Annotated in this window: 19 protein-coding genes; 16 read left to right on the top strand and 3 right to left on the bottom strand. The window is 56.8% G+C overall.

Annotated features, from left to right (window positions below):
• The 11 genes from Q672_RS34355 to Q672_RS31380 all read left to right on the top strand — a co-directional run.
• The coding region (locus tag Q672_RS34355; protein WP_235047211.1) for a hypothetical protein at positions 1 to 248 on the top strand (248 nt) is incomplete at its 5' end.
• Between the two features lie 234 nt (positions 249 to 482).
• Positions 483 to 1,796 (top strand): nucleotide sugar dehydrogenase, encoded by a 1,314-nt coding sequence (locus Q672_RS31425; RefSeq protein WP_022986510.1) that lies wholly within the window; start codon positions 483 to 485, stop codon positions 1,794 to 1,796.
• Positions 1,797 to 1,803: 7 nt separating this feature from the next.
• Positions 1,804 to 3,270 (top strand): glycosyltransferase, encoded by a 1,467-nt coding sequence (locus tag Q672_RS31420; RefSeq protein WP_022986509.1) that lies wholly within the window; start codon positions 1,804 to 1,806, stop codon positions 3,268 to 3,270.
• Between the two features lie 57 nt (positions 3,271 to 3,327).
• Positions 3,328 to 4,464 (top strand): PilZ domain-containing protein, encoded by a 1,137-nt coding sequence (locus tag Q672_RS31415; protein ID WP_022986508.1) that lies wholly within the window; start codon positions 3,328 to 3,330, stop codon positions 4,462 to 4,464.
• Positions 4,446 to 5,795, top strand: coding sequence for a tetratricopeptide repeat protein (locus Q672_RS31410; protein ID WP_022986507.1), 1,350 nt, complete (start codon positions 4,446 to 4,448; stop codon positions 5,793 to 5,795). Before Q672_RS31415 ends, Q672_RS31410 begins: the two co-directional genes overlap by 19 nt.
• Positions 5,776 to 7,164 (top strand): alginate export family protein, encoded by a 1,389-nt coding sequence (locus tag Q672_RS31405; protein ID WP_031226972.1) that lies wholly within the window; start codon positions 5,776 to 5,778, stop codon positions 7,162 to 7,164. Before Q672_RS31410 ends, Q672_RS31405 begins: the two co-directional genes overlap by 20 nt.
• A 2-nt stretch (positions 7,165 to 7,166) precedes the next feature.
• Entirely contained in the window at positions 7,167 to 8,585 is a 1,419-nt protein-coding gene (locus tag Q672_RS31400) for an MBOAT family O-acyltransferase (RefSeq protein ID WP_022986505.1), read from the top strand.
• A 42-nt stretch (positions 8,586 to 8,627) separates the two neighbouring features.
• Complete coding sequence (locus tag Q672_RS31395; protein ID WP_022986504.1) at positions 8,628 to 9,743, top strand: alginate O-acetyltransferase AlgX-related protein; 1,116 nt, start codon at positions 8,628 to 8,630, stop codon at positions 9,741 to 9,743.
• Positions 9,673 to 10,299 (top strand): alginate O-acetyltransferase AlgF, encoded by a 627-nt coding sequence (locus Q672_RS31390; protein WP_031226968.1) that lies wholly within the window; start codon positions 9,673 to 9,675, stop codon positions 10,297 to 10,299. Before Q672_RS31395 ends, Q672_RS31390 begins: the two co-directional genes overlap by 71 nt.
• Entirely contained in the window at positions 10,280 to 11,731 is a 1,452-nt protein-coding gene (locus Q672_RS31385; RefSeq protein ID WP_233552506.1) for an alginate O-acetyltransferase AlgX-related protein, read from the top strand. Before Q672_RS31390 ends, Q672_RS31385 begins: the two co-directional genes overlap by 20 nt.
• Complete coding sequence (locus Q672_RS31380) at positions 11,719 to 12,789, top strand: polysaccharide lyase (RefSeq protein ID WP_022986501.1); 1,071 nt, start codon at positions 11,719 to 11,721, stop codon at positions 12,787 to 12,789. The genes Q672_RS31385 and Q672_RS31380 overlap by 13 nt, the downstream gene beginning before the upstream one ends.
• On the opposite strand, the gene Q672_RS31375 is transcribed toward Q672_RS31380, so the two are convergent.
• From Q672_RS31375 to Q672_RS31365, 3 genes are read right to left on the bottom strand one after another with little or no spacing between them, the layout of a single operon-like run.
• The gene (locus Q672_RS31375) at positions 12,746 to 14,047 is read right to left on the bottom strand and encodes a right-handed parallel beta-helix repeat-containing protein (protein ID WP_022986500.1); all 1,302 of its coding nucleotides are present in this window, start codon (positions 14,045 to 14,047) and stop codon (positions 12,746 to 12,748) included. The genes Q672_RS31380 and Q672_RS31375 overlap by 44 nt on opposite strands.
• Complete coding sequence (locus Q672_RS31370; RefSeq protein WP_022986499.1) at positions 14,044 to 15,411, bottom strand: phosphomannomutase/phosphoglucomutase; 1,368 nt, start codon at positions 15,409 to 15,411, stop codon at positions 14,044 to 14,046. The genes Q672_RS31375 and Q672_RS31370 overlap by 4 nt, the downstream gene beginning before the upstream one ends.
• Positions 15,408 to 16,841: a mannose-1-phosphate guanylyltransferase/mannose-6-phosphate isomerase gene (locus Q672_RS31365; RefSeq protein ID WP_022986498.1), complete on the bottom strand. Its 1,434-nt coding sequence runs from the start codon at positions 16,839 to 16,841 to the stop codon at positions 15,408 to 15,410. Before Q672_RS31365 ends, Q672_RS31370 begins: the two co-directional genes overlap by 4 nt.
• Before the next feature lie 399 nt (positions 16,842 to 17,240).
• Between Q672_RS31365 and rpsJ the strand changes: the two genes are divergently transcribed.
• Genes rpsJ through rplB form a run of 5 tightly spaced genes read left to right on the top strand, consistent with a single transcriptional unit; the run spans position 17,241 to position 19,986 of the window.
• Positions 17,241 to 17,552, top strand: coding sequence for a 30S ribosomal protein S10 (gene rpsJ, locus Q672_RS31360; protein WP_022986497.1), 312 nt, complete (start codon positions 17,241 to 17,243; stop codon positions 17,550 to 17,552).
• Positions 17,553 to 17,597: 45 nt separating this feature from the next.
• Positions 17,598 to 18,233: a 50S ribosomal protein L3 gene (gene rplC, locus Q672_RS31355; protein ID WP_022986496.1), complete on the top strand. Its 636-nt coding sequence runs from the start codon at positions 17,598 to 17,600 to the stop codon at positions 18,231 to 18,233.
• A 14-nt stretch (positions 18,234 to 18,247) separates the two neighbouring features.
• Positions 18,248 to 18,850, top strand: a complete 603-nt coding sequence (rplD, locus tag Q672_RS31350) for a 50S ribosomal protein L4 (protein ID WP_022986495.1) — start codon at positions 18,248 to 18,250, stop codon at positions 18,848 to 18,850.
• On the top strand, positions 18,847 to 19,143 hold the full coding sequence (rplW, locus tag Q672_RS31345; RefSeq protein WP_022986494.1) for a 50S ribosomal protein L23: 297 nt from the start codon (positions 18,847 to 18,849) through the stop codon (positions 19,141 to 19,143). The genes rplD and rplW overlap by 4 nt, the downstream gene beginning before the upstream one ends.
• 18 nt (positions 19,144 to 19,161) lie before the next feature.
• The gene (rplB, locus tag Q672_RS31340) at positions 19,162 to 19,986 is read left to right on the top strand and encodes a 50S ribosomal protein L2 (protein WP_022986493.1); all 825 of its coding nucleotides are present in this window, start codon (positions 19,162 to 19,164) and stop codon (positions 19,984 to 19,986) included.
• The last annotated feature ends 6 nt before the right edge of the window (positions 19,987 to 19,992 follow it).

Here is a 19,992-nt window from a genome sequence, read left to right as displayed (position 1 = left end):
ACCGAGTAATTCGTTACCCGGAATCAGAAAAAGGGGTCGCTTCGGCGGCCCTTTTTTTATGTCTGACTTTTGGGTTGAGTCACACGCAGGTAACGGGTGTTGTTTGTCCACCGTTTCGAGGGGATATTTCTCTCGCTCGCTATTCGTACCCTGTGGCGACGGGGCTATACCCGCCAGCGATGACCCCTTTCTTCTTTATCTGCAAAAGCGATGGCGCCATATTGGCTACCGATCGACAGGCTTGCTGACAACCCGTTCTCCTCTGGTGAAAAATCCGTTTGAGATCATACCTGCGGCTAGTTGACGCGGCTTTTAACCTGTCCCCGAAGAATGCCCTGCCGAAAAAACTGCTAGTAAGAGCGTTCCCTTTTGGTGTTACCCCTCTACACATTTTTAAATCTCAGGCGTTAGATAGTCCTCACGGTTCGAGTGTGTATCTCGCCGCTTAACGGGAACGTTGTTCAACTACTGGGGATAAGGGAATGTCCACGATTTCTGTCTTTGGGCTGGGCTATGTTGGCGCAGTCTGCACCGCCTGCTTTGCCAACAAGGGCCATACCGTTATCGGTGTGGATGTCAGTGAAGCCAAAGTCGCTCAGGTTCGCCGGGGCGAGTCTCCCATTGTTGAAGACGAACTGGGTGATTACCTGGCGAAGGGGGTGGCAGAAGGCCGCATCACCGCGACCACTGACTGTGCCACTGCCGTGCGTGATTCCCGGATTTCGTTTGTCTGTGTGGGCACGCCGAGCGACGAGACCGGTAACCTGAATACGCGTTATCTGAAAGCGGTGTGTGAAGAGATTGGGCAATCGCTACGTGACAAAGATGATGTGCACCTGGTGGTGATTCGCAGCACGGTGCTGCCCGGGCTGGTGCGCGGGGAGCTGTTGCCCATTCTTGAGCAGGCCTCGGGCAAAAAGGCCGGAGAGCACTTTCTGCTGGCGGTCAATCCGGAGTTCCTTCGTGAGTCCACCGCGATCAAGGATTTTTTCAGCCCGCCCATGACTGTCATTGGTGGAATCAATGACGCCTCTTCCGATGCACTGGCGACCGTGTACGAAGGCATTGATGCACCGGTTGTCCGTCTGGCACTGGAAGAAGCTGAGCTGGTCAAGTATGCCTGTAACTCCTGGCATGCCACCAAAGTCTCCTTCGCCAATGAAATCGGCAATATCGCCAAGCAGGCGTCGGTTGATGGGCGGCGGGTGATGGATGTGGTGTGCATGGATAACAAGCTCAACCTGTCCAGTTATTACATGAAACCCGGGTTTGCCTACGGGGGGTCCTGTCTTCCAAAGGATGTCCGGGCGCTGAATGCCTGGTGCGACAAGGTGGCGCTCCCATCGCCTCTGTTGCGATCGTTGGCGACCAGTAATGACAACCAGGTGGAGCGGGCCATGGCCATGATCCGCCAATCGGGCATGAAGAAAATCGGCATGCTGGGATTGAGTTTCAAGCCGGGCACCGATGATCTTCGCGAGAGTCCCCTGGTCACGTTGGCCGCCCGCTTGCTGGAAGAGGGCTTCACTCTGTCCGTCTATGACAGCAACGTCTTGCACGCGAGCAAGCACAGCCCGGTTGCGGCCCAGCTATGGGAAAGTTATGGCCCGGTCTTCCATTGTCTGAATGATGACATCGATGCTCTGGTCAAGGTGAGTGAGGTGGTGGTGGTGGGCCATTCAACGTCGGAATTCCAGCAGGTTGCGGATGGCGTAAACAGTGGACGGCTGTTGATCGACCTGTGCGGATATTTGCCTGGTGTATCCATGGGCGATCGTCAGGGCATCTGCTGGTAAGTTGCCGATGAAGACGTTCACGGAGTGGCTACTGTGGATCACCGTGGTGATGGCGCTGGCATTGCTGATCGAACCGGCGTATCTGGATAGCAGCGACAAGAAGTTCATTCTGATTATCGGTGCCATCGGGCTGTGGCGGTATTCCATGGGGGCCATGCACCTGGTCCGCGGGATCTGGTTCATGCAGGTGGCGTTTCCTGCCCTGCGTCGTCGAGTGGATGAAGATCCTGGGCGTTATTTGCCGAGCCATGTCTATCTGGTGGTAACCAGTTTCCGCATACCGGCAGATACGACCTGGAACGTCTATGCGAGCGTATTCCGCGAGGCCGTGAATTGCGGGGTGCCTGCGACGGTGGTGGTCTCCATCGTCGAGCGAGGTGACGAACGTCTTATTCGCCAGTGCCATCGGCAGTTCGATCCAGACCAGCTCAGCAAGTTGATCATTTGCCGGGCGCGTGGCACGGGCAAGCGTGATGGGCTGGCCATGGCGTTCCGTGCGGTAAGCCGCTGTATGCCAGACCGTGATGCGGTCGTCGGGGTTATTGATGGCGACACCATGTTGGTACCGGATTGCGTCAGGGACTCAGTGGTGTTCTTCGGCTTGATGCCGAACCTGGGCGGCCTGACCACTAACGAGCAATGCGTGGTCCGGGGCAGTCGGGTGATGCGCGATTGGCACACCATGCGGTTCGCCCAGCGACACTTGAATATGTGCTCCATGGCTTTGTCGCGGCGGGTGCTGACCATGACCGGGCGGATGTCCTTTTTCCGGGCGGCAGTGCTGACCGCGCCAGAGTTTATTGCGGATGTGGAGTCAGATTATCTGGATCACTGGCGGCTGGGCCGGTTCCGGTTCCTCACCGGTGATGACAAATCCAGCTGGAATTCACTGATGACGCTGGGCTGGGACACCTTCTATGTACCCGATGCCCACACCTTGACGGTAGAGCACCCGCCGCATCATCGCTTTGTGCCTGCAACGCTGCAGTTGATGTTTCGCTGGTATGGCAATTCATTGCGACAGAATTTGCGCGCAACGCGGCTGGGGTGGCGACGTCTGGGATGGTTTACCTGCTTTGTGCTGTATGACCAGCGTATCAGCATGTGGACGTGCCTGATTGGTCTGACCGCCGCCTTGTTGATGGGGTTGCTGGATAACGGTCAGCTGTTGTTTGTGTATGTGTTCTGGATCGCCCTGTCTCGCACCCTGGTGGCGGCGCTGTTGAATGTGACCTATCACCCGGTTGGGCCGCTCTATCCTGTGCTGCTTTATTACAACCAGGTGGTGGGATCGATGGTAAAGATTTTTGCCCTGTTTCATCTGGACCGGCAGAGCTGGACTCGCCAGAAAACACGGCTGGCTACGCAAAGCGGCGGGTTTGACATGATGCTCAGCCGTATCAGTTCCAAAACCATGTTGATGTCGAGCGCTGCAATCTTTATCTGCGTTATGTACCTGATTGTGATGGGGTAAGCGAGAGCAGGGCCTGAAGGGGACAGGGCCGTGTGGAAGGATTTGGAGGGAAGGGTCATGGAAGAAAAACAGATTCGCCAGGTTCACGAATCCCAGGAGGAGCGCCAGCACGTCAGAGTGCGGCTCAACGGGAACCTGAGGTTGCGGCTGCAGAGCCCGGTGAAAGGCATTTTTTCCCTGGAAGATGTGTCGATGGGCGGTTTGTCGTTTATTGCAGGGCAGGTAGATCTGTCGCCGGGGTCGTTGTGCCATGGTGAAGTGGTGTTTCGACTTGGGCGTGCCAACCTGTCCATGCCGATCAGTTTTCGCATCATCTACCAGGATGACAGCAGCAAGCGTACGGGTGGCGAGTTTACCGTTATCGACCAGGAAAACGCGGACTTGTTGCGGTTGTTGATCAGCAATTATCTGGCGGGTGAATTGACCTCGCTGGATGACGTGATTGACAACATGAAGCGCGAAAATTATGTGACGGCGCGAAAAGGGAAGCAGGTGGCGCCGGCGCGCAGCCTTGTCGAGCGTTGCAAGGCGGTGTTGATCAGCGGTGTGTTCTTTGTCCTGGGTTTGTTGGCGTTTGTGTTTGTCGCTCACAAACTCTACCAGCATGCCTTCGTGATCAAGGCGGCAGACGCCTGGATCAGTCTGCCAGGCAAGATGCTGATCATGCCGGAGAATGGCTATGTTCAGATGCTGATCCCGGAAGGGGCTGAGTCCGTTGAGAAAGGCCAGCCATTGATGACGATCTCGTCACGTTTGGTGGCACGGCTGAACAATGGTGTTTTGCTGGATTCGCTGGATACCAAACAGGTCAAAGGCTTGCTGGATGCTGCGGTCTTCGAAGTGACGCTGAACAGCCCCTGTGACTGCACGATTGCCGAACAGATGGTTGCCGATGGCGAGTATCTTCACGACGAATCCCCTCTCATGCGACTGGTGGAAAAAGACGCCCCTGCCCGAGTGGTGGCACTGTTTGACCTGTCCGCTGAGCGCTTGCCCGGGCGCGCTGATGAGGCCGTTACTATCCAGTATCTGGACGGCAAGAAAGAAACCGCCGCAGAGGTGGTCGAGCTGGTCAGAGATGAAGCGTCGGGCAAGCTGCGCATGGAGATTCAGCCGCAGCGTAGCCTGCCACTAAGTGCTCAGCATCAGCCCGTCAGCGTTATGGTGCATCCCGCATGGCTGCCCGTGCTCTGATCGCTGCGCTGCTGGCGGTTCAGCTGGCTGGCTGCCAGCTTCCGGCGGACACCCGTCATGCCCGTTATCAGCTCTCCCTGGGGAACACCGAGCAAGCCAGGAAGCAGCTTAAGGGGCTGGCGGAGGCCGGCGACCCGGCAGCGCAGATCGAATACGCCAAATTGATTGCCGCTGACCAGGGCAGTGACCCGGCGGAGGCCATGGTGTGGTACCGGCGCGCCTGGGAGCAGCAGGATTACCGTGCCGGCCCCGCCAGCCTGCGTCTATATAAGCGCTACCAGGGAAGTTTGGCTTTTGGGGAGGCGCGTGCCCGTGAGTTGTTACGACCGCTTCGCCCAAGGGAAACAGAACAGGATTTGAGTCTTGCTTTGGATATCGCAGTGCTCTACCCACAAGCCCTTACGGCACAGCAGTGGCAGCAGTGGCTTGCACTGTATCGTCGAAGCTGTGTTCAGGAATGTTATTTCGGGACATACGCCGGTCGCTATGCACAGATTCGAGGAGATATCGAAGAAGCAGCAGCCTGGTATCAACAAGAGCTGCACGATGACCCTCGTGCCGTTGAATATCTACAGGATATGTTCTGGCAGGCTGGCAGCCCGGAACGTTTTACCGAAATGGTAGGGGACATGGAAGGCGATGTATCGCTTGATGGAGCCTATTGCCTTCGCGTTGCAACCCTTATCAAGGCAAACGCGACGACAGCTGAACATGATCCAACGGTAATGCGCTGGTTACAACGTGCAGCAGAAAAGGGCGAGCCGCTGGCGCTGGTCGAGCAGCTTCAGTACATGCTGACTTGGCCCGCCGTATATTCTTTTGCCGAGTTTTCTCTGGCCGTTGAAGAACTTCAGTCATTAGATAATGCCTCTGCGTTGTATTTCCGTGCGCAAGGGGACCTCAAAGCGGAATGGTTTGAGCTAAGGCCGCAGCGGGCAGAGAGAGATCTTTTAATGCTGGTTGCAGGGGGAATGTCCAGGGCTTACTTGCCGCTGGCGGAGCTCTACGAAAGTGGTTATCTGGGGGAGGCTGACATGGAACGAGCCGTCAGGTTTTATCAGTTAGCGGCAGAGGCGGGGCTGGCACAGGGAGATGCCGCGCTGGCCAGGCTGTATTCATCTGGCCGGGGTATGGCCAGAGATCCTGTAAAAGCGTTTGCCCACAAGGAAGCCAGCAAGATTCTCCTGCCGCGAACTGCCCGGCAGGAAAGTGAAGAGAGTCTGCCCCTTCCCGATGGGTTAATGCCGGCAGGGCAGCAGGCTGCGGCTCGATTGATTGCCAAACGCCAGCATTGGTTGGAGGAGCAATTCCATGTTGCTTCAACGCTGTAGCGGACTCTTGTGCGTGCTATGGGGCACATTATTGCCGGTAACGGTGATAGGTGTGGAGCCACTGCCGCGTCATGAGTATGACCAGAGGCTGTATCTAAGTGCCGGAGAGTCTCCGGACTTTCGTCAGCGTTTTGTGGATGGCAATAACGAGACCAATAGTGTGTTTCGCTACGAGCCACGTTACCACTGGCGAAGCGGTGAGACAGAGTGGCACCGCTGGGACGCCGAGGTGCGAGGCAAGCTGTTGGTGGCCGCAGGACAGCCAAGCAGTCTTCAGACAGATGATAATGGCCGTATCCGCGAGGATGAGCACTATGCAGAATTGCGTGACGCCTGGATTCGTCGCCGCATGCTGTTTGGCCAACCTTCCATGTCGTTGGCATTGGGGCGTCAGACCTACAAAGATGAAGAGGGCGTGATCTGGGACCTGCCGCTGGAAAGCCTGAACCTGGATTACCAGTCCACTCACTGGCGAGCTCATCTTGTGGCGGGGCAGCAGTTCACGACATTCCGTTCCGACGATTCAGATCTGGACCCGCGGGATGAAGATATTTTCCGGGTGCTGGCGGGCGTGGGCAAACAGTGGATGCCTGGGCACTGGTGGGATCTGCGGCTGCATTATCAGGATGACGATTCCGGCGCTCAGATTGAGCAGTTGGAGGATTTGCTGGACGTACGTGATTTTACCGGTTACTGGGCTGGCGTCAGGCTCCATGGCGAGGGGGGGAAAGCGACGACGGTGGGTTACAGCGTCAATGCCCTGTTTCAGGAGGGGGATCTGGTTCGCTATGAAATTGATGCTGTGCAGGGGCTGATTCAAAGCGAAGACCGGATTCAGGGCTATCTCATTCAGGGCGAGCTTTTCGGTCGTCTTGACCGCCTCAGTTGGCGGCCCTCCCTTGGAGTACGTGCGGCTACCACGGACGAGCCGGATTATCTGGTTAGTGATGGTTATTTCCAAAGCAGGGTGCAGAGTAATCGTCGCGCAGGGGTGGCCGACCTTTCCACTGGGCCGTTGGGGGACCTGCTCGACTACGAAATGAAAAACATCGCATACGCAGCGGCCTGGTACCGGCAACAGTTGTGGCCCCGTGTGGAACTGGAAGTGCTGGCAGGATCGGTGCAGCGGCTAAACGATACGGTGCGTGTGAATAGCCCGATAAGAAATCCGCTAGTAGAGGGGGAAACGCACCTGGGGAATGTGGCGAACATGGCGTTGGGCTGGCAGTCCTTCCCGCTGGCGGTGTCAGAACGGCGACAGATGCAGCTTTCGGCCCGGCTGAGTTATTCGATCTTTGACATGGGGGAGGCCTACCAACGGCCGGAACAGATTCATCAGATCCTGTTCGTTATCGCAGGGAGGTGGTAGCAATGGTCTTTTCATCCAACCTTTTCGTGTTTCTTTTTTTGCCGCTGTTTCTGGCGGCGTACTACCTGACGCCAGCGCGCTGGCGTAACTGGACCATTCTGCTGGGTAGTTACCTGTTTTATGCCTGGTGGCGCCCGGATTTTCTGCTGTTGTTTGTGGCAATCACGCTGTGGAACTACGTCTTTGCCCTGGCGATAGAGAAGTTCCGGGATCATCCGCGTTGTTTTTACTGGCTGGTGGTCGGGGTCGTCGGCGATCTGGCGGCACTGGGGTACTTCAAGTACACGAACTTCGGTGTAGAAAGTATCAGTGCGCTCCTGGTGTCCGTGGGACTAAACCCCTTTTACCTGGAAACCATCATTTTGCCACTGGGGATTTCTTTCTATACCTTCCAGGCACTGGCCTATCTGGTGGATGTCTATCGAGGCGATGCCAAACCCACACGCAGCTTTATCAACTTTGCCGCGTTTATTTCCTTTTTCCCGCAGCTGATCGCAGGTCCGATTCTGCGTTACCGAAATCTGGAGCGACAGTTCGAGAAGCGTAGCCACTCCATGGAGTTGTTTTCGCTGGGAGCCAGTCGTTTCCTTCTGGGATTCATCAAAAAGGCTTTGATCGCCGATAGTATTGCGCCGGTGGCTGGTTACCTGATGGCGGCCCCGGAACCGGGTTTCGTTGATAGTGTTTTCGGTGTCATTCTCTCGACTTTGCAGTTGTACTTTGATTTCTCCGGATACTCAGACATGGCGATAGGCTTGGGAATGATGATGGGGTTCCGTTTCCAGGAAAACTTCAATCAGCCCTTTGTCTGCCAAAGTGTCACGGAGTTCTGGCAGCGATGGCATATCACTCTTTCCCAGTGGTTGCGGGACTATCTCTACAGACCACTGAAAAAAACACTCCATTGGAGTGTCGGTGCCGCCACTTTTACGACGTTGAGTCTGGCAGGGTTCTGGCACGGCGCGGATCTAGCCTTTCTTTTCTGGGGGGCAGCCATTGGCGGCATGATGGTGCTGGAGCGTCGTCTCGGTTGGGTAACCAGTATGTCAACGCCGTATTCCTTGTGGCGCAATTATCGTGCGCTTGCCTATTTGTGGTTGATTTGGCCCCTGTTTCTCACCGGAAATCTAGCTGATGCGGGCCGGATCATGGGGGGCTTGGTTGGCCTCAATGGTGTCGGGAGCTTGCATAATTTGTCTCTTTGGGTTTCCCCGATGACGCTTTTCTTCTGTGTTGTGGCCTTGGTTTGGGACCGTGTGAGTGCGCTTTACAACAAACGTTATTACCTGGGCATCGACAAGGAAAACGTTTTTCAGGATGTCAGCGGTTGGCGAGTCCCACTGCTATGGGGAGGCTTTGCTCTGGCAGTTACGAGGTTGTCGGCTGAGTCGTTTTCACCCTTTCTGTATTTTCAATTCTGATTGGAGGGCCGCCACGTGATTTCTATGAAAAAGGCGTCAACAGTGAATGGGTGGTTGTTCCTCGTTGTCATTTCCAGTGGTTTTTTGTCCTTGCTGCTGCCTGTGGCCGATTTCTTTATCAATGAAAAAACCGCCTGGGAGCAGTTTCGGGAAGGGGAGCTGGTACGCCGTTTGGAACGACAAGTGGATAAGGTATTCATACTGCGTGATCCTTCAATCTCGATGTGGGCTGATGCCAGCTATGTGCTGTTTCATTCGGGGCGGCCGGGGGTGTTAGTCGGCAATGATGACTGGCTTTTTAGCCGGGAAGAGTTTTATTACGACGCCAGGAGTGCAGCGAATCTGAAGTCGAACCTGAATCAGGTCGTTGCCACTTCCTGCCAGCTGAGAGCGCTGGGAAAAAAATTGCTTGTCATCCCTGTGCCAGCCAAACGGCGCTTATACAGTGATCAGGCTCGCCGGCAAGTCGTACTGGACATGGACAATCTGTACCCGGGTATCACACAACGGCTTAGCGCAGCCGGTATCCCCTGGCTGGATACCTTGAGTGTGCTTCAGCAAGCCTCTCACCACGGGCCTGTTTTCATGCGCACTGATACGCATTGGAGCCCTTGGGGAGCAAGAGCGGTGGCTGGCGGTGTAGCGGCGACCATGGCTCTACCCGGCCGGCAGGAATTTCGCACTGTTGAATCGAAAGTGGAAGTGTTCCAGGGCGACCTGCTTCGTTATTTGCCAACCAGCAAGGGGGTCGGCCCCAAGGGGGATGAGCCCCTGGTGCGCTATCAGACATCCCTGTCCAGTAGTGTCCAGGATGAACAGGCGCTGCTCGGAGATGCGATTCCCGCAGTTGCGCTTGTGGGAACCAGCTACAGCGCCATGGATGAATGGCACTTTCCCGGTTTTCTGAAAGAGGAAATGGGGCAGGACGTACTGGTGTATGCCCTGGAGGCCCAGGGGCCCTTTGCAGCAATGCGAGAGTTTCTTCAAGGTCCGGCTGCTCGAGATCCGCGTGTTACCCATGTGCTATGGGAGTTGCCGGAACGAGCGCTGATTCAATCAATGGATGTGATTGTGGAGGGGGATAAGCATGCGTGTCTGGATAGTCAGTCTGCTGCTACTTTGGAATTTGCCGGTTTGGGCCGCCCAGGACGGCGCTGAGGGGTTATATGAAATGGCGGCCCCCCCGGATTCGGCCTTTATCCGGGTAGTAAACTTGACCGGCGACCAACTTGATCTGGGATTGGATGAGTGGCGACAGTCCCTGGCTCCCGGTCGAGCGGGGGATTATTTGTATCGCCCCGGTGGTGAGGCTCAAATCCGGATTAATGGGAAGTCGTTCGATTTCTCTTTTGCGTCACGTTCGGTGCAAACGCTGATCTTTGATGGTCAGAGTATGCGCCTGCATGAAGACACTTATTTCAACAGTCGCCTGAAGGCATTACTGGTCATGTACAACCTGACCGGCCAGGGCGCCTCGCTACAAACCGCAAACGGATCAGTGACGGTGATTGGGCCCCTTGCGGCTGAAGACAGCGGCGACAGGGAAATAAATGGCGTCAAGGTCGCGTTGCGCGTCGCGCTCACGGACGGAACCAGTCTGCCCTTGGAGGAGGTGGTGTTGCAGCGCGGGAGGGTTTACAGCGTTTGGGTAGTGCCAGGAGCGTCAGGCCCGGAGGCTCGACTGGAGGAAGCCAATGTGGCCACTATGCCGTAACGTCACCAGGCCCTGGCGGCTGATGGCCTTGCTGGGGCTGGTTTCATGGGGAGGGGCGCAATCTTCCGAGGTGCCATCGGAGGGGGACAGTCAGCAGGCGCAGCTGATGAAGGGCGCTTATCTGGAGCCGCCCTTCGTGTGTGATGCCCTGAGTGATCCCCAGTTATATCAGGACGGGGCCATGTCCGGTATGCGTCAACTTGTCTCCGGAAAACCGTATTGGTTTTTTCGCACTGACGTTGATTTGCAGGAGGACTTTCCCGTTTCGGCAATGGCTCGTGGTGAGCTCGGCGAGCTGGTCGAGATTTTGAGAGAGAAGGATTTGCAGCTCGTTGTGATGCTTCAGCCGACCCGTGGATTGATGCATGCGGATCAGTTGGTGCAGCCGTGGCGAGGGCGCTACCCACTTACGGATGTACGCAGGTCTTACCTACGCAAGGCTGAGCTGTTTAGAGATTTGGGTGCAATGGTTGCGGACATGGAGCCCGTGTTGGAAAAAGTGGATGGGGGAGAGTATTTCTTTCGCCGGGATCACCACTGGACCCCTGCTGGAGCTGATGTCAGTGCCTATCAGGTTGCTCAGGTGATGCTGGCGGATCCGGGTATTGAGCAAATTCCGGAGCTGATGTTTGAAACCCGGGAAGGGATTCTGCTGCGCAAGATGGGAACCATGAATGTGGCTGTGGCAAGCGTATGTGGAAATGCCTACAGCTATCAATGGGTGCGAGGCTTTAACACGGTGCCCAAGAATGAGGTAGATAGTGCTGATGCCCTTTTTGGGGATGCATCCGAGCCACAAGTTGCACTTATTGGTACCAGTAATTCTGATACCCGGGATGATCGTTACAAGAACTACAATTTTCATGGTTTTCTGCAGCAGTATCTGTCCCGTGATGTAGTGAATTTTGCCATGACCGGGGGTGGGGCCATGGGTGCCCTGCAGGAGTTTTTGTACTCGCCGGCCTATCAGGAGGGGCAGTTCCGATATCTGGTTTGGGAGCTGCCGGTCAACTTTGATCTTGAAGAACCGGAGGTTTGGCGGGAAGTGTTGCCTGCTGCCTCAGGGGGCTGCAGTAACCGCTCAGCTTATACCACCGGTGCGGTTACTCTGCCTGTCTCTGAGCGCGATCAGCGAGTAGAGGTGCTAGCCAACGCAGGTGAGCGGCGTCGCCAGACTGCCGGCAGTGGCAGCTTGACTCTGGATGTTATGTTTTCCGACAGCGCGTTCCGGCATTTTTATGTGCTGGCATATTACGACGATGGCCAGCGGGAAAAGATTCGTATTCGCCGCCCGGCAAGACTGGATAGCGGGCGCTTTACCCTGCGCCTGGATCCTCCCTCTCAAGGCGCGAACCTGCTGTCAGTGCTGCTGGAGCTGGAGCAGCCTGTAACGACGGCCCTGACCGTGGAGGCGACCCTGTGCGACTACTGAATGCAGTATGGCTGACACTGCTGGCCGGTTGTGCCCAAGCGGAATTGAAACCGTTATTCGATGCCCAGCGCCTGGACGCTTCCTTGGCAGACGCGCGAGCCTTACAGATGTGTCAGGCCCGTCTGTCGGGTTTTCCACCGTACCGGGGGGCGCTGCAGATGGACAGCAAGTATGACCAGAGTCGAACCAGCAAAGATGTCCTGGATGCCAAGGCGGCCAAGCGTTACCGCGAGCAGGTCGATGAAATCTACGGGTACCTGGCCTTTTTAGGGCAGATTTCCGACTATATGCGCAGTGGCAACCCCGCACTGAGACAGGCTGCCAGCGAGTGTTTCTCGCAGGCGATTTCCGCCTGGGCAGAGGCCGGGGCGATGACGCCCAGCAAGGCCAGCAAACAGGGCGAAGCCGTACGGAAATGGTTTCTTGCCGCCGTCGCTACCAACATGATGAAGGCGCAAGCTCTCACCGATTGGCAGCCAGACCCGGCGCAGCGTCAGTGGCTGGCTGCATTGGCCGATCGGGTGCAACGTTATGCGACTCCGCGCCGTCAGCGTCTGGACTTGTACAACAACCATGATTATTGGTCTTGTTGGGCTGTTATGGCGGCTGGCCTGGTATTGAATGAGCCGGACCGCTTGGCGTGGGCTGAACAAGGCTACTGGTTGGCTATCGGGCAAATCACGCCGTATCAGGATGGGGTGGTGCTGCCTCACGAGGCCGCCAGAGGCACGCGAGCGGCGGAGTACCATGCGTTTGCCCTGACGCCACTGGTATTGATGGCCGAGTCCGGCTCCCGCAATGGCTTGGATCTCTATGAGGGCAAGGGGGCGGTGCTGCATGAGCTGGCTGCCCAAGTCGTACATTTTTGGCGGCAAGACGGGCAGGGCGTGCGTTTTGCGCAAAAGCAGGAAGCCATCGATGATCACATGATGGCGTGGTGGCCAGTCTATGCTCACCGTTTTCCCGAGCGTCAGCCTCTGTCTGACAAGCAGGCAGAGGCTTTCGGGTCTCGGTTTACGGGCGGCTCGCTAACTGGGCTCTGGGTTGAGCATCCGTGAACGGTATGTCCACCGGGCGGGCTTGTAGTAGTTGAGGGAGCAAGCGTGACTCGCGAGCGCTGATGTTGCCCGCCAGATACTGCCCGCGATTGCTATGGTGTCGCAGGCTGGTTCCTTCAATCTGAACATGCCCCTCTCCGAGAGTATGTAGGGCGGCAAGGCGATTGTGGTGCAGCTCGAGCGCTGTCAGGCTCGTCCGCACCTTGTCTTGTTGTCCATCCAGGGAAATGCCGTAACGGTGATTGCCATTTATCTTTGCGTCGCTGACAGTGAGCAGGGTGCTGCCATCGAGTCGCAGGCCGTCACTTCCGTTATTGATCAATACCAGCTCCTCCAGATGAGCAGAGGCATCCCTTCCGCCCTTTATCTGTATCCCGTACTCCCGGTTTCCCTCGCTGGCCAGGTTGCGGCCTTGCAACGGGCCATGAAAGTTCTCTATCAGTAACCCGGCCCCCTTGTTTGTGCTGAGCACAAGTTCCTCAAGAGTGAGTTTGCCCTCTCCTTCGGCGCGGATGCCGTGCCCGTTTGAACCGTCGATCCGAAGCTGTGTCAGTTGGGCGTGGGCCCCGCTTAACACCAGCCCCTGTTCACGGCTTTGGCTGATCGTTACCTCTGTAAGGGTAACGTGGCTGCCTGGCTCGGCCTCAAGCCCCCGGTACAGATTCACGAATTCGGATTGCTGAATGGACAGACTGGGGGCTCCACTGGTGCCTTGATAACGATGACGGGCCACGCTGAGGCCGTGGGCGCGATAATCTGGCCGCCCCAGACCGGTCAGCGTGCTGCGATCAATCTGTGTGCGGGAGCCACCCCAGCCATGAATGAAGCCGCTGTACTGGTTGCCGCTACTGTCAATCTGGCTATGTGAGATGATCAGGGTGCCGCGGTTGACCAGACAGCCGCCGTTCTCGCCATCGATATACAGGCGCGCCCCGTCCAGAGTGAGCTGGGCGCCCGGCGCAATGACCAGGGGGAAATGCAGGGTCCATTGCGTGCCGCTGCGGCTCAGGGCACGTTCATCCAACTGGCTGGCCAGGCGTTCCAGTGTGTAATGACCGGAAGCAATCACCACGGCTTGGGGGTGGCCGCGTTGATAGCGGGCAATCTGGCGGAACAGCCCATTTGCGGCAAAGGTTTCCAACGGCCAGTTGCTGGCTTCATTGGCATAAATCGGACTCAGGCCTACATTGGCGGTGGCCGGAGTGCCCGGCAGCAGGATCATCAGCACGGAGGCCAGCCAGGAAAGGTGACGGGTCATGCGGCACCTCCGAGCAGACTACTCAGCTCCCGGGTCTTGCTGGCCAGGAGTTCAGGGTTGCAGCGGGTTTCTACATTGAGGCGGATCAGAGGTTCGGTGTTGGAGGCTCGGACGTTGAAGCGCCAGTCGCTGAATTCCAGGCTAATACCATCGGTGTTGTCTTCGCTGAGGGCGGAGTGACGGTATTGCTCGCGGATTCGGGTTACGGCGGCCTGGGTGTCTGCCACGGTGAAGTTGATCTCTCCGGAAACGGGATAGCGGTGGGCTTTGTCGCGTACCAGGCTTGAGAGGGTCTGGCCGGAGCTGGCCAGTAGTCGGGACAGGTACAGCCAGGGAAGAATGCCGGAATCGCAGTAGTAGAAATCCCGGAAATAATGATGGCCACTCATTTCCCCGCCATACAGCGCATTGTCATGACGCATGCGCTCTTTAATAAAGGCATGTCCTGTTTTGCTCTGCATGGGGTGACCACCGGCCTCAAGCACGGTATCAATGGTGCTCCAGGTCAGGCGGGGATCATGAATGATGGTGCCGCCAGGCTGGTCGGCCAGCAGGGCGTTGGCGAGCAAGCCAATGATGTAGTAACTCTCGACAAAATCGCCGTGCTCGTCAAAAAAGAAGCAACGGTCAAAGTCGCCATCGAACGCGACCCCCAGTTGAGCTCCGTGCTGGCGCACTGCCTCGCAGGTGTCGGCCCGGTTCTCTGGCAGCAATGGGTTGGGCACCCCATTCGGGAAGGTGCCATCCGGGGTGTCGTGGTAGCGATGCAAGAGAGGGTGGATACCGCGGCCAGCCAGTTCTTCCATCAGTACGTCCAGTGCCGGGCCGATAGCGCCATTGCCTGCGTTACTGACCATGCAGAAGCCATCCAGTGGTTGGCAGTCCACCAAATGCAGTAAGTGACGGATATAGGGCCTTTTGTCTGGCTGGCGAACACGTTGCCCGCGACGCTGTCCATCCGGGAAGCGGTTGGCAAGCACTTGGTCTCGTATGTCGAACAGGCCGCTGTCCCCGCTGATGGGGCGAGCGCCGGCTCGTACCAGTTTCATTCCGTTGTAATCGGCGGGGTTGTGGCTGGCAGTAATCTGCACCCCTCCATCTGCTTGGTGGTAAACGGTGGCGAAATAGACCTCCTCGGTGCCGCTCAAGCCAATATCAATGACGTCGGCACCGGTGCTGAGAATGCCCTCACTGAGAGCGTTACTCAGCCCTGGCGAGCTCAATCGCATGTCTGCGCCGACCACAATGCGTGATGCCCGCAGTTGTTCAGACATGGCGCGGCCGATTCGCCAGGCCAGGTCTTCATTCAGCTCCTCGCCGACCCGGCCGCGTATGTCGTAGGCCTTGAAGCAGGCCCCGTTCATGGCAGGTGCGCCACTTTTTCGGCGGCGTCCTCACGGTGATAGCGGTCACTGATGCGGATAATGTCATCTTCGCCAAGATAGGTCCCGGATTGCACCTCGATAAGCTCGAGGGGAATTCGGCCGGGGTTCTCAAGCGAATGGACTTCGCCAATGGGGATGAAAGTGGACTGGTTTTCGGTGACCAGGAAAGTGTTGTCGCCACAGGTGACCTTGGCGGTGCCGGAAACGACGATCCAGTGCTCGGCGCGGTGATGGTGCATTTGTACCGACAGCTTCTCACCGGGTTTCACCGTGATGTGTTTCACCTGATAACGGGTGCCTTTGTCCACGGAGTCGTATTTGCCCCAAGGCCGATGCACCAGCCGGTGATCTTCGGTTTCTGGTCTTTTGCGAGACTTGAGAGTGTCGGTGACACGTCTGACTTCCTGGGCCTGGCTCTTGTGGGCAACGAGAATTGCGTCAGGGGTATCCACGACGATCAAATCGTCGACACCCAGCAGGGCGACCAGGCGGTGATCACTCAAGGCCAGATTGTTGTAACTGGCGTGGGCAATAATGTCGCCCTTGAGGTGGTTACCTTCCTTATCCTTGTCAAGATGGTCCCAGAGTGACAGCCAGGAGCCAAGGTCGTTCCAGCACAGTTCTACGGGTACTACCGCTCCATCACGGGTGTGTTCCATGATGGCGTAGTCAATGGATAGATCTTCGCAGCGGGAGAAGCTGGTCTCATCCAGGCGGACAAAATCCAGATCCGCTTCCCCCTGGAGCAGGGCATGGGTGCAGTGGGCCAGCATCTGGGGGTGGTGCTCGCGCAGTTCCTGCAGGTAGCGTTCGGCGCGAAACAGGAACATGCCGCTATTCCACAGGTAGCCGCCCTCATCCAGGAATTGCTGGGCGGTCTGGGCATCGGGTTTCTCGACAAAGCGCTCTATCAGGTGATGCTCGCCCCGCGGTTCGCCCATACATATATAGCCATAACCGGTTTCCGGGCGATCAGGTTTGATGCCAAAGGTGACCAGCAGCCCTTCTTCAGCGGCGAGTGATGCCCTCCGGATCCCGTTATGGAGGGCCTCCGGGTTGCGAATAGCATGGTCTGCCGGGCAGATGAAGATTTGCGCGCTGGTCTCTCGCTGGCGAGCCTGCAGGGCGGCCAGGGCCACCGCGGGTGCGGTGTTACGGCCACAGGGTTCAAGCAGGATATCCGCATCTACGTTGATGTCATTCAGTTGTTCGGCCACCAGGAAGCGGTGCTCCTGATTGCACACCACGATGGGGCGCACAGCGCGCAAATCGGCGGGCAGGCGCAGCAGGGTGTTTTGCAGCATGCTGTAGTCACCGTTGAGGCGCAGCAGTTGCTTGGGGTAATGGGACCGCGAGAGCGGCCACAGCCGGGAACCATTGCCACCGGCAATAATCACAGGAATCAGCATCGATCTATCCCTTCCAAAAGCCCACATGTCCACCAAGGGGTGGCGCGGAATCAGGCCGTCCAAGCCTGTGTAATTAAAAATGCGCCGCTGGGAGAGACGGGGAAAGAGGTCATGGGCAGGTTTTACGAAAATCCGCTCTTATGGGTGATTTGGTAACACCTCGGTAGGATTAGTTGGGCGGTGTTCTCGCACGCCCTGTGGCTAATCCACAGATAAATTCAAAATACCCCTTGCAATCACCCCGCTGGCTGACTAATATTCGCGCCCTGCCTTCGGGCAGAACCAACCGGGGCATTGTTCCCGGGCTTGTTTTGACACCACTTACCTATCCATTGGGGCGGGTTAGTGGGCTTTTTGCCATATAAATTATGGTTCGAAACAGTCTGGAGTTTGTTAGCTATGGCTAACCAAAGAATCCGCATCCGACTCAAGGCCTTTGATCATCGTCTGATTGATCAGTCCGCCCAAGAGATCGTGGATACGGCCAAACGGACAGGCGCGCAGGTAACGGGTCCAATTCCGCTGCCGACGCGTAAAGAGCGTTTTACTGTGCTGATCTCTCCGCACGTAAACAAAGATGCGCGAGATCAGTATGAGATCCGCACTCACAAGCGTCTGGTCGACATCGTCGAGCCTACGGATAAAACCGTGGATGCTCTGATGAAGCTTGATCTGGCTGCTGGTGTGGATGTGCAGATCAGCCTGGGTTAACAACGGGCGGGCTAATAACCGCGACAGGTTGTGAAGAGGTAAACAATGGCGATTGGTGTGATCGGTCGGAAATGTGGCATGACTCGGGTCTTCACTGAAGAAGGTGTCAGTGTTCCCGTGACTGTCATCGAAGTGACCCCAAATCGGGTTGCTCAGCTCAAGACCGAAGAATCAGATGGCTATCAGGCCGTGCAGGTAACGGTGGGTGAGCGCCGTGCCAGCCGTGTGACGAAGGCTCAGGCCGGTCACTTTTCAAAGGCTGGTGTAGAAGCAGGTCGTGGCGTTTGGGAATTCCGTGCTGAGGCAGGTGAGCTGCAGCCGGGCTCCGAAGTGACCGTAGAAGGTTTTGAGGCGGGTCAGTTGATCGATGTGACTGGCACCTCCAAGGGTAAGGGTTTTGCTGGTGCCGTTAAGCGCTGGAATTTCCGTACCCAGGACGCCACCCACGGTAACTCTTTGTCCCATCGTGCTCCGGGTTCAATTGGTCAGAACCAGACCCCGGGTCGCGTATTCAAGGGCAAGAAGATGGCCGGCCATCTGGGTGCTGAGCGCGTCACCGTCCAAAATTTGGAAGTGGTTCGCGTAGACGCTGAGAAGAATCTGTTGCTGGTTAAAGGTGCGGTCCCCGGTGCTACCGGTGGTGATGTGATCGTGCGTCTGGCAGTGAAGGCGAAGGCCTGAAAGAGGAATAGAGGATGAATCTCAATACTGCCTCTGGAGGTACCGTTACCGTTTCCGAAGTCGCCTTCGGCAAGGACTTTAACGAGCCTCTGGTTCATCAGGTTGTTACTGCGTTTCTGGCTGGTGCCCGTCAGGGTTCCAAGGCTCAGAAAAACCGTTCGGAAGTGAGTGGCGGTGGTCGCAAGCCATGGCGTCAGAAGGGCACTGGTCGTGCTCGTGCTGGTACCATTCGTAGCCCGATCTGGCGTGGCGGCGGCAAAACCTTTGCTGCTACCAACCGTGACCATTCCCAGAAGGTGAACCGCAAAATGTATCGTGGCGCGCTGCAGTGCATCGTGTCCGAGCTGGTTCGCCAGGAGCGTCTGGTTGTTGTTGACGAGTTCACTGTTGACGCACCGAAGACCAAGGCTGTTGCTGCCAAGCTGAAAGACTTGCAGCTGAGCAACGTCCTGATCGTGACTGACAGCGTGGATGAGAACCTGTATCTGGGTTCCCGCAATCTGCCGAAGGTGGATGTGCGTGACGCTCAAGGCGTTGATCCTGTCAGCCTGATCGCTTTTGAGAAGGTGCTGATTACTGTGCCGGCTCTGAAGAAGCTTGAGGAGGCACTGGCATGAATCAAGAGCGTATCCTGACTGTGCTGCGCGCTCCGCACGTTTCCGAAAAAGCGACAGTTGCAGCTGACGAAAACGGTACCTTTGTATTCAAGGTTGCCAAAGATGCGAACAAGCTGGAAATCAAGAAAGCTGTTGAGGCTCTCTTCGAAGTGAAGGTTAAGTCTGTTCGTACCGCCAATGTGAAAGGCAAGTCCAAATTCTTCGGTCGCGTCGCTGGCAAGCGTGCGGACTGGAAGAAGGCCTATGTTTCCCTCGAGGAAGGCCAGGACATTGACTTCCTGGGCGCAGAGTAAGGAAGGGAGTAAGGAATAATGGCGATTGTAAAGTGCAAGCCGACTTCTCCGGGCCGCCGCTTTGTAGTCAAGGTGGTCAACGAAGATCTGCACAAAGGTGCTCCCTACGCGCCTCTGGTAGAAGCCAAGAGCAAGAACGGTGGTCGTAACAATAACGGCCGCATCACCACCCGTCATAAAGGCGGCGGTCACAAGCAGAAGTATCGTGTGATCGACTTCCGTCGTAACAAGGACGGTGTGGTTGGTGTTATCGAGCGTCTGGAATATGACCCGAACCGTTCCGCGCACATTGCCCTGGTCAAGTACCTGGACGGTGAGCGTCGTTATATTCTGGCTCCCAAGGGCCTGAAGGCAGAAGATCGTGTCCAGTCCGGCGAAGATGCGCCGATCAAGGTGGGCAACGCGCTTCCGCTGCGTAATATTCCGCTGGGTTCCACGGTTCACAACGTGGAAATGAAGCCTGGCAAGGGTGGTCAAATCGCTCGTTCTGCCGGTACCTCCGCGCAGGTGCTTGCGAAGGATGGTCAGTATGTGACTCTGCGTCTACGCTCCGGCGAAATGCGCAAGGTTCATACCGACTGCAAGGCTACCTTGGGTGAAGTGTCCAACAGTGAGCACAGCTTGCGCTCACTGGGTAAAGCGGGCGCCAAGCGCTGGCGGGGTGTGCGTCCCACTGTACGTGGTGTGGCGATGAACCCGGTAGACCATCCGCATGGTGGTGGTGAAGGGCGTACTTCTGGTGGTCGTCATCCGGTTACCCCCTGGGGTGTGCCGACCAAGGGCCACAAGACCCGTACAAACAAGCGCACCTCCAAGATGATTGTGCGCGACCGTCGTAAGTAAGGGATA

The organism is Alcanivorax sp. P2S70, from assembly GCF_000475295.1.
Taxonomy (GTDB): Bacteria; Pseudomonadota; Gammaproteobacteria; order Pseudomonadales; family Alcanivoracaceae; genus Alcanivorax; species Alcanivorax profundi.
This window is presented reverse-complemented; position numbering and strand designations above follow the sequence as displayed.

Coding starts and splice junctions, on each gene's coding strand:
- Q672_RS31425 (WP_022986510.1), top strand. CDS start 483: ATGTCCACGATTTCTGTCTTTGGGCTGGGCTATGTTGGCGCAGTCTGC.
- Q672_RS31420 (WP_022986509.1), top strand. CDS start 1,804: ATGAAGACGTTCACGGAGTGGCTACTGTGGATCACCGTGGTGATGGCG.
- Q672_RS31415 (WP_022986508.1), top strand. CDS start 3,328: ATGGAAGAAAAACAGATTCGCCAGGTTCACGAATCCCAGGAGGAGCGC.
- Q672_RS31410 (WP_022986507.1), top strand. CDS start 4,446: ATGGCTGCCCGTGCTCTGATCGCTGCGCTGCTGGCGGTTCAGCTGGCT.
- Q672_RS31405 (WP_031226972.1), top strand. CDS start 5,776: ATGTTGCTTCAACGCTGTAGCGGACTCTTGTGCGTGCTATGGGGCACA.
- Q672_RS31400 (WP_022986505.1), top strand. CDS start 7,167: ATGGTCTTTTCATCCAACCTTTTCGTGTTTCTTTTTTTGCCGCTGTTT.
- Q672_RS31390 (WP_031226968.1), top strand. CDS start 9,673: ATGCGTGTCTGGATAGTCAGTCTGCTGCTACTTTGGAATTTGCCGGTT.
- Q672_RS31385 (WP_233552506.1), top strand. CDS start 10,280: ATGTGGCCACTATGCCGTAACGTCACCAGGCCCTGGCGGCTGATGGCC.
- Q672_RS31375 (WP_022986500.1), bottom strand. CDS start 14,047: ATGACCCGTCACCTTTCCTGGCTGGCCTCCGTGCTGATGATCCTGCTG.
- Q672_RS31370 (WP_022986499.1), bottom strand. CDS start 15,411: ATGAACGGGGCCTGCTTCAAGGCCTACGACATACGCGGCCGGGTCGGC.
- Q672_RS31365 (WP_022986498.1), bottom strand. CDS start 16,841: ATGCTGATTCCTGTGATTATTGCCGGTGGCAATGGTTCCCGGCTGTGG.
- rpsJ (WP_022986497.1), top strand. CDS start 17,241: ATGGCTAACCAAAGAATCCGCATCCGACTCAAGGCCTTTGATCATCGT.
- rplC (WP_022986496.1), top strand. CDS start 17,598: ATGGCGATTGGTGTGATCGGTCGGAAATGTGGCATGACTCGGGTCTTC.
- rplD (WP_022986495.1), top strand. CDS start 18,248: ATGAATCTCAATACTGCCTCTGGAGGTACCGTTACCGTTTCCGAAGTC.
- rplW (WP_022986494.1), top strand. CDS start 18,847: ATGAATCAAGAGCGTATCCTGACTGTGCTGCGCGCTCCGCACGTTTCC.
- rplB (WP_022986493.1), top strand. CDS start 19,162: ATGGCGATTGTAAAGTGCAAGCCGACTTCTCCGGGCCGCCGCTTTGTA.